This window comes from Leptodesmis sp., from assembly GCF_052746595.1.
Window position 1 is genome coordinate 38,551 of sequence record NZ_JBRAGO010000023.1, and the last position, 10,697, is coordinate 49,247.

Sequence of the window (10,697 nt, forward strand, 5' to 3'; positions counted from 1 at the left end):
GGAGTACTTTTTAGAAAACAACACAGAACCGCGATCGACTTATCAGATGAACTATTGAAGGTAATGACAACGCTCTAGAAAGTTGAAAATTAAGAATTAAGAGTTAAGAAGAATGAGCCGATTTAATTCTTAACTCTTAACTTACCCCTTCACCGCTCCGGCCGTTAATCCCTGGACAATCTGACGTTGGAAGAGTAGCACCAGAATTACCAAAGGAATCGTACCAACCACAGTAGCCGCAGCGATCGGGCCGTAGGGAATTTCAAACACGGAAGTACTGCCTAATTGGGCGGAGGCGACGGGAATGGTTTTCATCGTCTCCTCGGTGATGAAGGTGAGGGCGAAGATGAATTCATTCCAGGCAGCAATGAAGGTGAGAATTCCTGTTGTCACTAAAGCGGGTAACGTCAGGGGAGCCAGAATTTGCACTAACATTTGTCCAGTGTTGTAGCCATCTACTCTGGCTGCATCTTCCAGATCCCGTGGCAATTGTGTGAAGAAACTCCGCATCACCAGAATGGTCAACGGTAGATTCAATGCTGTGTAAGGAATGATCAACGCCAGGTAGTTGTTACCCAGGCGAAACAACTGAATCACTTCCAGCAATCCCTGCAGCAACAGAATGCTGGGAAATAGGGTAATTAATAAGACTCCCAACTGCACTAAATTGCCTCCAAGGGGACGCAAGCGTGCTAAGGCATAGGCAGCAGGTGTACCGATCGCGAGACAGGCGATCGTGGACACCGAAGAAACAAAGATACTATTGAAGATGTACCGCAAGAAGGGCCGACGGGTAAACAGTTCAATGTAGTGTTGTAAGGTAATCCGACGTGGAAAATAAATTGTTGGTAGGGCCGAAATGTCTTCATTGAATTTGAAGGAGGTCAGCACCTGCCACAGAATCGGTGCGAGACAGAAGATGACGATCGCCACTACTGCCAGCCAGAAGAACGCATCACGGAGGGAAATGCTCACTCGTTTCCTGGAAGGTTCAGTGGTGACAGACTGATTGGGGTCGAGCAAGGTAGCCATGAATGGTTCAGCAAGTAAAGAGCGATCAACACATTTGTTGCACCTGATTTTAACCAATCTGCTAGCCCAGTTCTAAAAAACTGACATGGCAAAATCATGGAATACGACAGAAAGCCCTCAAACAAGTGACAAGGGATGACTAACACATCGCTGGTGTTAAGTTCGAGATTGTCTGCCGCTGCTGCACTGCATCATTAGGCTGCGATCGCTCCTCTTTTTGACTTTTTGCCGCCCTGTCAATGATTATGTGTATAGCCTGCTGCATCGGGAGTGGCAGGGGTAAGATTGGGCTGAGGCAAGCAATCATTAGGGATCTGAGTCGAATATCAACTATTCCTCTCTTCTCTGGCTTCTTGGGTTGTTTTCTGACATAGCGGATTTTTTGGCATAGGCGATCGCGGCTATCATGGCGGCACTCCCGGCCAGGATACCTCCAGTCATTGTGCCAACATCGTAGGTAATTGAAATTTGGACTCGATCTTTGTCATAGGTTCGAGCCAGGAAGACAGCAAATTTTAAAAACGCTGACCTATGTAGACCAGGTTGGAGTGCGCCCTTCGTAGGTGAGACGAACAGAATATCTTCAATCTGATCGTCGGCAAATCGTTGTTTCATCCCGGCTGTGTTGGGCAGAGACAGTTCCCAGGTGCCGAAGGGGCTTTGCCCCACCAGCAGCATCCACGACTCGGCATTGCCGCGACGGGTGCTGATGATGCCGTTCACGGTTTCGGTTTCGCCGCCCAGGCCAACGGCTTCACCATCGGGTTGGAAGGTGAGATTGGCGGTGACTTCAAAGGTTTCGCCGCTGCGGCGGGCAAAGTAGAGGAGCACCTGCTGAATTTTTAGACTGCCCAGGTTGGGGGGGAAATCTTCTCGGCGGGTTTGGAAGCGGACGGTCATGGGGGTATCCGTCCGTTCGGGGTTGTGCAGGTTATACCACTGGTCGGCGAACTGGTTCTTGAAGCTGAAGGGGCGATCGCCGATGAGGCGAGAAGGTAAGGATTGAATCACCTGCTGGCGATAGTCGTAGCTGTCAAGGGCGGTATATTCAATGGCGATCAGAATGTCGGCGATGGTGCTATAGTCGAAACGATTGGCGGCTTTGGGCAGGCGGAATTCCCAGGTGGTGTCCACGCCCAAGCCCTCAAAGGGCAGCAGCATTTCGGACTGGGGTTCCAGTTCAAACAGGCCAGTGGCGTTGGTGGGGGAGGTGAGGGCGACGGATTCGGGCGATCGGTTGGCGGGCCGGGGCTGGAATAGACCGTCGTTGTTGACCAACACTCGGGAAATGCCAATGCTGGTGAGGGTGGCTTTGATGCCTTCGGTGGGCGGGATGAGGGCAATGACGGAGGTACGGACGCGCTTGATCAATCGCAGGTAGTGCCCAGGGAAATCGCGATCGAACCCTTCCATGGGGGTGGCAAACACCAGCACACCGGTTTCTTTGAATCGCTGGAATTCAAAGGGAGCGGTGCGAGCGAGGGAGATGACTTTGGTGAGTTGGAGTTTGCGTTGCTCGGTTTCCAGCCGGTATTGATCGAGTTTGTAGATGTCGGCGAGGAGACGGGCGGAACCGGTGAGGCCGTGGCGATCGGTGGCCTCTTCGGAAGCACCGCCAATGGCGTCTTCGGAGGGGATTTCCCAGTAGTCGTCTTGGATGTAGGCGGGAGGGAGTTGCTGGCGCTCGAAGGCGAGTTGGGCCTGGGCCAGTTTGGCCATGGCGGTGGCCTGTTGCAGGAAGTAACTGTAGATGCCTTCCAGGATGCCGCTCATCCAGTCGTAGAGTTCCAGGTTGGTTTCTTTGTTCTGGAGGAATTCCACGATGGCTTCGGCGTGCTCGACCTGGATGCGGGCGATCGTGCCTTCCTGTTCAACAATATCGACCCCGTCGTTGGCAATCTTGATCTGTTGTTTGCCAATGCGGATGGGCTGCTGGGCAAGATCTCGTTGGAGTTGCCATTCCTGTTCTCGACGCTCGTAGGCTGCAATCATTTGAGAGAACTGCGCCCAGGTTGACAGAGCTTGACCAGTTGCAGAGGTGGCTTGCCCCCAACGAGCCGCTGACTCGCTATCCCAAGTAAACCCAGCTGATGCAACATAAAACCCTGCAGCTACAGTGTAAGCGGCTCCTGCGGCACCATATAGAATCAGTGCCTCTATTTCCCCACCATTTAGCCCCTCAGCCAGCTATCATAATACCTAAACTGGATCTCAGCACTCTGCTTTTGCAGTTCTGACAGCCGGACTTCATCCTCGGCCTGACGCAGGCGCAGGTCTTGCAGTCGCACTCCGGCACGGGCCAGTCGGATATCCTGACGGGCTTTAAGCAGGTTGTAGAATTCGGCATCGCGCTTCTCCAGATTCGAGAGAAAGGCTCCTTCCATTTGCGCGGCCAGGTTGGCCAGTTGTTTAACGCGTTCCACCAAAAATTCGTAGCGGTAGGGCACAGGGGGCGGCGTAATCCGGGTGAAAAGCAAAGGCACCTTCGTAGATACAAATATTATTTGGATTATTTTGCTTCGTGGGCAATGAACGCCACAAACCATCATCTAGCTCTCCAAAGATGTGGTAAAAGAGTTTACAACTAGTTGGAGCTTTACTGGCTATTAGGCAGAAATCTTTCTCTGAAATCTCAACCATGCCACAGAGCTGATGAAATGTGCTGCCTATTGCATGCCCAACTAACGGTTTCCACTCTCCTTCAGCCCATTCACTTCCTTCCTGGTTGAGATAGCGATCGTAAATTCTGCCATTTGGTAACCGAATAGCAAGATGGGGCTGGGTTTTCGTTTTGTTTGTCTGGTCTCCAACTCGGTTGTATTGTTTGACGACTGCCGTAAACTGGGTTGCCGATTCTGGGATATCTTCCAGGATTGTGGGTTCGCTGTCCCAGCGTTGGGATTTCGGGTTTTCCAGGTCATATTTGATGAACCCTAACTGCGTCGCTCCCTTGACCTGAGTGAGAGCAAATAAATAGATGAAACTGGTGCCCTCTGCAACTTCGTAGGGTACAGCCCCAATTACTTGGGTCACATTTTCTAGACCAGGCACTTCGTCCCAAAGGGTTTGGGCATAGTCTGCATTTTCCAAAGCCGGATCGTAGGCAGACCAATACACTCGACCCGTCAGACCCCCAGGCCAAACATATAGAACAGGGGGCGTTTATCCTTCTGATGCCGTTTAATGCGCGTTTCTGCGGTGCAGGTTGCCTGCACCTTGAGACTACAGACATCGTTAAAGTAGGTTTCATAGTGCTTCGCCAGATCCCTGGCTCCCTGGGGCGTCAGGCGCGGGTTGGTGCGGAGCGCTTCAACCAGTTCGCGGAATGCCGGGGTCTTTTGTCGGCGCAGGCTGGGCAGCAGGATGTTTTCGGGATACAGGAAAACCTCATGGCGGCTTTCCAGGCTTCGTAGGAGCCAATCCACAGCCATTCTTCGTCAAACTATTCGTCATCAATCAGGCTAGAGGGCAGATCCTCCAGTTGCCCGGTTCTGAGGGAAAAGATCAGGGTTTGTAGGGTGGTGATGGCCTGGGAAATGCGGGTCGTTTTCTGGCAACTGCTGGTCTGACAATCGATCAGAAGCTGTTCGCTCAAATATTTCGCCTTTGAGGCCAGATCAATGTCTGGGTCGCCTACCCCATTAATTAAGGCATCGCGGAGTAAGGTGAGGGTGGCTTCTTCGCAGGCATCAACGGCGTATTCAACGCGGTGATGGTAGTCTTTTCCTGATCAATGCGGGCGCTGAGTTGATTCTGCCAGTCTCGTCGGGCCAGGAGCATCGCCAGGGGCAACTGTTGCCATCTTTCAGGTTCTTCGTCAGGAATCTGGAAGAATCGGGACTGAGAATGATGTCGCGGGTTTGCTCCTGGTTGCGCCATTCGGCAAAAACTCGCCGCTTCTTGGCTTGCACCAGACTCCCATAAACGGCTTCCCACTCTGAATCGGTGATCTCAATCCCATTACTCAGTAGTTTGTCAGCCCGGATCAGCGTTTGGAAGTCATCGATGCTGAGGTTGAGCTGGTCGAGCCGGGGTGAGATATCGTTGCCCTAGTCGCGTTCTGCTGCCAGGGCAAGCAGTTCTTGCAGCGGTACCCCAAGGGTGGCACGGACGATCGCCCCCAAGCCAGCTATTAAGCTGAATTTTTGAATCCGATTGTTGCCAGAGTCTACCAGGTAGAGTTGCCCATCTACATCGACGGCGATTCCTCGTGGGTTAGAAAACTAACCCGATGCGTCTCCCCACTGAGTCCACAGCCCAAGAAAATTCCCGTCTGCATCAAACTTCTGAATCCGGTTGTTGTATGTATCTGACACGTAGACATAGCCGCTACCATCTATCGCGATACCACTGGGTTCTTGAAACTGCCCATCTCCTACTCCACATGATCCCCATTGCTTGAGAAACCTGCCATTGGTATCAAACTTCTGAATTCGATCTTTGCTCTATTCCGTTTGGAGCAAACTTCTGAATCCGATTATTGCCTTGGTCGGCAACATAGATATTTCCTTGAGCATCCACAGCAATGCCACGAGGATGTTGAAACTGTCCAGGGGCACTGCCCTCAGATCCCCATTGGTTCGGATAGCTCCCATCGCCCTCCCTAAACTTTTGAATGCGATGGTTTTCCGAGTCTGTGACATAGACATTGCCAGCCTCGTCTACGGCGACTCCCCAGGGATGATCGAATTCGCTATTTTTATTGCCATGGCTTTCCCACCTTAAATAGAGGTTGTTATCTCGGATATTTTTCAGGTTGCTTGTTTGGTCATCACTCCACTGCTGCCGACCCCGCAGAATGTCATAGGCTGGATCGCCCTCAATCAGGGTTTTTAAGTCCTCATCACCGATCACATCTGGATCGATAATGGCAGACTGACTATCGATAATGGCAGACTGACTGCGGAGGCGCAGCGCCCGTTGCCACAGCGCGCGAGTTTCTGGGGTGGCTCGCCAGCGGGGCAGTTTGGCTTTCAGCTTCTGCCAATAGTTGAGGGAGGCTTCTTCAAGCCAACGGGGATAGCACTGCTTGAATTTGTGCGACTGTGTCAGGATAGTGTAGACCTCTGCCCATTCTGGTTGAGTCGGTTGGTTCTGGGGATTGTTTGCCTCTGCCTTGGCTTTGATCTCCATCAGGTGGTTGAAGTCTTCAACCGTCATGCAGAGAATTGTAGCGATCGCCTCTCTCGCCTCTCTCACCCGCGTATCATCACCACTGTCCAAATCTGATTTCCGGGCATTCAGGAACTCTGACCATGAATCTTGATGAGGGCCAAGGGCCGCAACTAGCATCACCTCAAAGCCTTCAGTTTCCTGCGTCGTTTGCAGGCTTTCATAGGTGCGATCGATCTGGTCTCGCCGGGTTTGCCAGAGTGTGAGGGCGAGTTTGCCCACCGTTGGTTCGGGCAGGTCAGTGAGCTTGAGCAGATCAGGATCGAGAATTGGGACGTTATCTTCTTCGGTACTCCAACCGGGAGTAGGATATTCCCGCTTTAATTTTTGGGCGGTGGTCAGGAGTCTGTGAACCTCGTCCCATTGGTCGGGGGTGGGTTCAGTATTGGGATCGTCCGCGATCGCTTTGATCCCCATCAGGCGCTTGAAACCTGGAACGGTCAGATAGAGGTTTTGATGAATCACGGCGATCGCCTCTGCCTTTGTTGCAGGGGTATTTAACGCCTCTTTGAGATCCCCTAAAGTGTTATAGCGAGGGGGATAGGGCCAGGGATTGGAATCGTTAGGATCTTGACTACCAACAGCATGGATCACTTTATTCTCAAACTCACTGACCCCGATCAGTTCAGCTTTGATTACTTCCAGGCGGATTTGGCGACGTTCCCAGAGGATGACTGCAAATTTACCCGTCAGGGGGGCTGGCAACTCGCCTAACGTTTCCAGGGTGCCAAGCTCTGGATCGATCAGAGGAAGTCGGGTGGGGCAGTCAGGCGCAGGTGGCCAGTCGCCTTCCAGGAGTGGGCGTAGCGAGATCCAGAAATATTTGGGGCTGAAGAGGACAGGAGTAGGGGTAGGAAGTTCATCTTCAGGTGGCAGTGTGCTTTCTAGGGTTAGTTCTTCTTCAATCCAGATCTGGAAAAGACTGACTTTCTGAGCTTGCACCAGAATGGAGAACAACTCTTCCCATTCGTCCTCTGGAAGGGCGCTTTCCTGGGTCGGTGTCAAATCGGATTTACCGATGATTTGCATGAGCCGCTTGAAGCTCTCAGTGGTCAGCTTCAATGTGGTTTGGATGATCTGTTGGGTGGTCTCAAGGTCTTGCCCACGTTCCAGGTTCTTGCTCAGTCGCTTCAACTCGATGATCAGTTCCTCAATAGATGGGAACCGCTAAGGAACCGCCTCATCCTCGTCTTGATCGCGATACGAGTAGTGAATGGGCTCAAGCATCCACTCAAGAACGGCTATTAGATCACCATTTCTGCGGCATTCCCGCAGATCGTTTAATCGATGATCGACCCACTGCCGTCGCTTAAACTAGAGATCAAATGGACGGTCGGGGTCTGTGGGTGCTTCCTTAACCAACGGTTCCCGGAAGTCATCGGGACCAATCACATCGGGGTCAATGACAGGTAGCCGATCGACTTCAGGGTCAGTGTCATCAGAGTTTTGTTGGTAGGAGGCGGCGGGCCAGTCTTGTTGTTTCCAGAGGTCACGCAGATACTCCAGTCGCCAGCGCAGGAAAACGGGAATCATCAATAGGATAAGTTCCGTCTCATTGAGATAGCCCTGAAACGTGCCTGAAAGACCACTCTGGTTTTGTTCAGAGAGACGTCCCACGTAGCTAGGAGAAGGTGTGTCTGGAGTAGGAGGCAAATAAATTCCTGCACCAGCGGCAACTAGCTGGGTTGGTTCTTTGTTTTCATTTCGATAGACCTTGACAGTTAATGCTTGCGCTTGCACTTCAAGGGTGATGTAAAGTTTGCGGTTTAAATCTGTATCTTTATTCCACTGAAGTCCGGTGAACTTCCAGAAAATTCCACCCCCTTCTGATGGATCTACTTGCCCCTCATCTGAAAGTGGATTGCGAGTGGTATCAACTAGCCCAAAGATCTGTTCTAGTTTTTGCTCAGTAATGGTTTCTGGCGTCAGGTAGAGTTGATCCAGACGGTCTGGGCGCACTCCCAGGCGATCGCCCAGAAGCTGACGCTCTTTCGGGCTGGCAGTACTGACTAGCCGAATGGCATCGTAGGAGGTGCCAATCTGGTTGAGCAGGGTGCGATAGGCTTCGAACAGATAGGTTTGATAGGCAACCGGATCGATTTCACAGTGCTGGACTTGCAGATATTTTCTCAGGACCTCAATGCCAATTCTGACCTGTCTAACTTTGCGCTCTACCTGTTCGTAGGCGACGGGGTATTGGCTGAAGGGTTGGTGAAGCTGAGTTTCCAGATCGGTTAGGCTAACCGGCACATTCCTTCGCTTGACGACGTGGGTCATGGTGTACTGGAGTAGATCGGCCAGGTATGCCACCGGACTCACGGCAGATTGACTATCGGGACAGCCGCAGACCGGGGGAAACAGATCGCCGAAATGCTCCCAGAGCCACTTCCAAAAGGCAGAATTGGCCCCGTACCAACCATTGGCCAGATCGGCCGCACGTTGGTGAGGATATTGCCGAAGCTATTCATCTGTAGCACCGCCTGTTGATACAGGGATTCCGCTTGCAGGGTGGGCAGGTCGTCTTTCAGGTGGGCCACAAAGGTCGATCGCGGGGTGCTGGCAATGGTGGCCATGCTGAAATAGCCCTTGTCGATTAACTTGGCATTGAGCTGCACATTCGGTGACAGCAGGCTCAGGTAGGCATGGGCTTCCAACACTGGCACGGCGGGGTCATCGGGAATGCCTTGCAGTTGGCTAATGCCCCCATCCGCCGGATTTGATCGAGAGTGGTGATGTTGTGGTTGGCCAGAAATGCCAGCAGGGTCGCTGGGAACTGGATCTGTAGTGCCGTTGCCAGGTCGGTAAAGGTGTAGTGGGAGGGCAGTCTGGGCACCACCACCCGCAGAGTAACTGGCTCAGTCTGGTCGATCTGCACCACGATTTCGGTTTGATAAATTTCCTCCACCTGGGGGGTGAGGACGTGGAGCCGCAGTCGCCGCTGGGTCGGGGGAGGCGGTGGGGGTTCGGGTGGGGCATGAGTGGTGTAGGTGAGGGTAAAGTGACCTTCATTGTCGGTGGTCACCGATCCCAGGGGTTTGGGGTCTGGGCCTGCATCCAGATCAAAGGCTTGCACAATAAAACCGGGCAGCGGAGCGTTGGTTTCCAACATATAACGTGCCCCGTGGGTGGTCAATCAAAGCTTGCACAATAAAACCGGGCAGCGGAGCGTTGGTTTCTTGATTCAGCAGTTGCCCCGGCAGGGTGTGGGGAATATCGGGTTTTTCTTCAGGAATGTCTACTTCAATGACGACTTCGGTATCGCCTGCAGGGATGTTCCAGAGAACAGAATCTTCGGTGCTTTTGATCAGTTCGTTGTCGCGAAAGACTTTGAAGAACAAATCGGGGCGCAAGTCGCCAAACCACGCTTGAAACTGAGATGAGGTGAAGGTGATCTGAAAACGCCCCGTGGTATCGGTTACGGCATTGCCGACGCGATCGTCCACCATCAAATCCTTATCCCAGGCTTCGACCCGTAAGCCCGCAACACCCTGACGGGTAGCCTGGTTGAGGACGCGACCCAGAATGCGATAGGTAAGCGTTGGTTTTGGCAGGAGAAACCGCAACAGCAGGAGAAGCAAAACTGCTACAAGGATAACCAGTGAAATGATTACAATCCATTGCGTATCCATTACCCTTCCTCCCTCTATCGCTATTTTTTATGAGGCGATTCATTATTCTTTAAACGATTCAAACGATGGTGAATCGATTGATATTCCAATTCAGTGATTTTGTCTATTATGTCTCCTCACTAGTATTTCCTGGATTAGTTTTGGCAAAGACAACGTCCTCATATACCAGAGCAATCGGACAACGGAAATCAATACTGGTAAATTGTACGTCCAATTCTGTTTCGTTAGTAGTGGTTTCATCCAGGGAATAGGGAGTCAGTTCCCATTTGCCCTTTTCGTTGAGTCGATAGCACTCCACATTGATTTTTTCGGCATCAATCAGAACGTACTCTTTGAGCGTATTGATGCGACGATAGTGCTTAAACTTTTGCCCCCTGTCAAACCCTTCTGTGCCAGGAGAGAGCACTTCTACAATCAAACAAGGATGATAGGCAACCTGGCGGGCAGTCAGATCTCGACTGTCGCACGTCACCATCACGTCAGGATAGTGAAATGGCCCTTGCTCTGAGACTCCCACTTTGGCATCTGCGATAAAGACCTTGCATCCCTTACCCCGTAGATGGGCTTTTAGGGCAGACGCTAAGTTCAAGGCAATGGAGTTGTGGGGGAGGGTTCCCCCGGTCATGGCGAAGACTTCCCCATTGATGTATTCATACTTCATGGGTTGTTGTTCTTCCCAGTCCAGATACTCCTGGGGAGTCATTAATTGGGGGTAAGGTTGTGATTGAGCAATCATTAGGGATTTTTCCTGACTATTGTTTGGCTAAGATGCTATCCTGCCCGGAACATGTACTAATCGCCATAGCACTCTTGAAACTGAGATGAGGTGAAGGTGATCTGAAAACGCCCCGTGGTATCGGTTAC

15 protein-coding genes and 1 pseudogene are annotated in these 10,697 nt (G+C 51.9%); 1 reads left to right on the top strand and 15 read right to left on the bottom strand.

What is annotated here, in order from left to right; genetic code table 11:
• Positions 1-141: 141 nt before the first annotated feature.
• From ACUVQO_RS07335 to ACUVQO_RS07380, 10 genes and pseudogenes are all read right to left on the bottom strand, one after another.
• Positions 142-1,032, bottom strand: coding sequence for a carbohydrate ABC transporter permease (locus tag ACUVQO_RS07335; protein ID WP_445925233.1), 891 nt, complete (start codon positions 1,030-1,032; stop codon positions 142-144).
• Positions 1,033-1,362: 330 nt separating this feature from the next.
• Positions 1,363-3,024, bottom strand: a complete 1,662-nt coding sequence (locus ACUVQO_RS07340) for a Tc toxin subunit A-related protein (RefSeq protein WP_445925234.1) — start codon at positions 3,022-3,024, stop codon at positions 1,363-1,365.
• 179 nt (positions 3,025-3,203) lie between these two features.
• A complete protein-coding gene (locus ACUVQO_RS07345) occupies positions 3,204-3,455 on the bottom strand; it encodes a hypothetical protein (RefSeq protein WP_445925235.1) in 252 nt (83 codons plus the stop codon).
• Positions 3,442-4,149 (bottom strand): hypothetical protein, encoded by a 708-nt coding sequence (locus ACUVQO_RS07350; protein WP_445925236.1) that lies wholly within the window; start codon positions 4,147-4,149, stop codon positions 3,442-3,444. The genes ACUVQO_RS07345 and ACUVQO_RS07350 overlap by 14 nt, the downstream gene beginning before the upstream one ends.
• Before the next feature lie 8 nt (positions 4,150-4,157).
• Positions 4,158-4,463: a hypothetical protein gene (locus tag ACUVQO_RS07355; RefSeq protein ID WP_445925237.1), complete on the bottom strand. Its 306-nt coding sequence runs from the start codon at positions 4,461-4,463 to the stop codon at positions 4,158-4,160.
• Positions 4,464-4,474: 11 nt separating this feature from the next.
• Positions 4,475-4,678 carry a neuraminidase-like domain-containing protein gene (locus tag ACUVQO_RS07360; RefSeq protein WP_445925248.1) on the bottom strand — a complete coding sequence of 68 codons (204 nt, stop codon included), beginning with the start codon at positions 4,676-4,678 and terminating at the stop codon, positions 4,475-4,477.
• Complete coding sequence (locus tag ACUVQO_RS07365; RefSeq protein WP_445925238.1) at positions 4,678-4,911, bottom strand: hypothetical protein; 234 nt, start codon at positions 4,909-4,911, stop codon at positions 4,678-4,680. Before ACUVQO_RS07365 ends, ACUVQO_RS07360 begins: the two co-directional genes overlap by 1 nt.
• A gap of 170 nt (positions 4,912-5,081) precedes the next feature.
• Positions 5,082-5,243, bottom strand: a pseudogene (locus ACUVQO_RS07370) (hypothetical protein); the annotation flags it as partial.
• A 12-nt stretch (positions 5,244-5,255) separates the two neighbouring features.
• Positions 5,256-5,465, bottom strand: coding sequence for a 6-bladed beta-propeller (locus ACUVQO_RS07375; RefSeq protein ID WP_445925249.1), 210 nt, complete (start codon positions 5,463-5,465; stop codon positions 5,256-5,258).
• Positions 5,452-7,338, bottom strand: a complete 1,887-nt coding sequence (locus ACUVQO_RS07380; protein ID WP_445925239.1) for a hypothetical protein — start codon at positions 7,336-7,338, stop codon at positions 5,452-5,454. Before ACUVQO_RS07380 ends, ACUVQO_RS07375 begins: the two co-directional genes overlap by 14 nt.
• A 23-nt stretch (positions 7,339-7,361) precedes the next feature.
• Between ACUVQO_RS07380 and ACUVQO_RS07385 the strand changes: the two genes are divergently transcribed.
• A complete protein-coding gene (locus tag ACUVQO_RS07385) occupies positions 7,362-7,517 on the top strand; it encodes a hypothetical protein (protein WP_445925240.1) in 156 nt (51 codons plus the stop codon).
• 1 nt (position 7,518) lies between these two features.
• On the opposite strand, the gene ACUVQO_RS07390 is transcribed toward ACUVQO_RS07385, so the two are convergent.
• The 5 genes from ACUVQO_RS07390 to ACUVQO_RS07410 form a co-directional block, all read right to left on the bottom strand.
• Positions 7,519-8,523: a hypothetical protein gene (locus tag ACUVQO_RS07390; protein WP_445925241.1), complete on the bottom strand. Its 1,005-nt coding sequence runs from the start codon at positions 8,521-8,523 to the stop codon at positions 7,519-7,521.
• Positions 8,520-8,867 carry a hypothetical protein gene (locus tag ACUVQO_RS07395; RefSeq protein WP_445925242.1) on the bottom strand — a complete coding sequence of 116 codons (348 nt, stop codon included), beginning with the start codon at positions 8,865-8,867 and terminating at the stop codon, positions 8,520-8,522. The genes ACUVQO_RS07390 and ACUVQO_RS07395 overlap by 4 nt, the downstream gene beginning before the upstream one ends.
• Positions 8,837-9,313, bottom strand: coding sequence for a hypothetical protein (locus ACUVQO_RS07400; protein ID WP_445925243.1), 477 nt, complete (start codon positions 9,311-9,313; stop codon positions 8,837-8,839). The genes ACUVQO_RS07395 and ACUVQO_RS07400 overlap by 31 nt, the downstream gene beginning before the upstream one ends.
• The gene (locus tag ACUVQO_RS07405) at positions 9,264-9,833 is read right to left on the bottom strand and encodes a hypothetical protein (RefSeq protein ID WP_445925244.1); all 570 of its coding nucleotides are present in this window, start codon (positions 9,831-9,833) and stop codon (positions 9,264-9,266) included. The genes ACUVQO_RS07400 and ACUVQO_RS07405 overlap by 50 nt, the downstream gene beginning before the upstream one ends.
• Before the next feature lie 106 nt (positions 9,834-9,939).
• A complete protein-coding gene (locus tag ACUVQO_RS07410) occupies positions 9,940-10,569 on the bottom strand; it encodes a Uma2 family endonuclease (RefSeq protein WP_445925245.1) in 630 nt (209 codons plus the stop codon).
• Between the last annotated feature and the right edge of the window lie 128 nt (positions 10,570-10,697).

What these genes read in the sequence shown, in the direction of transcription:
- ACUVQO_RS07335 (WP_445925233.1), bottom strand. Translation starts at nt 1,032, where the DNA reads ATGGCTACCTTGCTCGACCCCAATCAGTCTGTCACCACTGAACCTTCC.
- ACUVQO_RS07340 (WP_445925234.1), bottom strand. Translation starts at nt 3,024, where the DNA reads ATGATTGCAGCCTACGAGCGTCGAGAACAGGAATGGCAACTCCAACGA.
- ACUVQO_RS07355 (WP_445925237.1), bottom strand. Translation starts at nt 4,463, where the DNA reads ATGGCTGTGGATTGGCTCCTACGAAGCCTGGAAAGCCGCCATGAGGTT.
- ACUVQO_RS07365 (WP_445925238.1), bottom strand. Translation starts at nt 4,911, where the DNA reads ATGGCGCAACCAGGAGCAAACCCGCGACATCATTCTCAGTCCCGATTC.
- ACUVQO_RS07385 (WP_445925240.1), top strand. Translation starts at nt 7,362, where the DNA reads ATGGGAACCGCTAAGGAACCGCCTCATCCTCGTCTTGATCGCGATACG.
- ACUVQO_RS07400 (WP_445925243.1), bottom strand. Translation starts at nt 9,313, where the DNA reads ATGTTGGAAACCAACGCTCCGCTGCCCGGTTTTATTGTGCAAGCCTTT.
- ACUVQO_RS07405 (WP_445925244.1), bottom strand. Translation starts at nt 9,833, where the DNA reads ATGGATACGCAATGGATTGTAATCATTTCACTGGTTATCCTTGTAGCA.
- ACUVQO_RS07410 (WP_445925245.1), bottom strand. Translation starts at nt 10,569, where the DNA reads ATGATTGCTCAATCACAACCTTACCCCCAATTAATGACTCCCCAGGAG.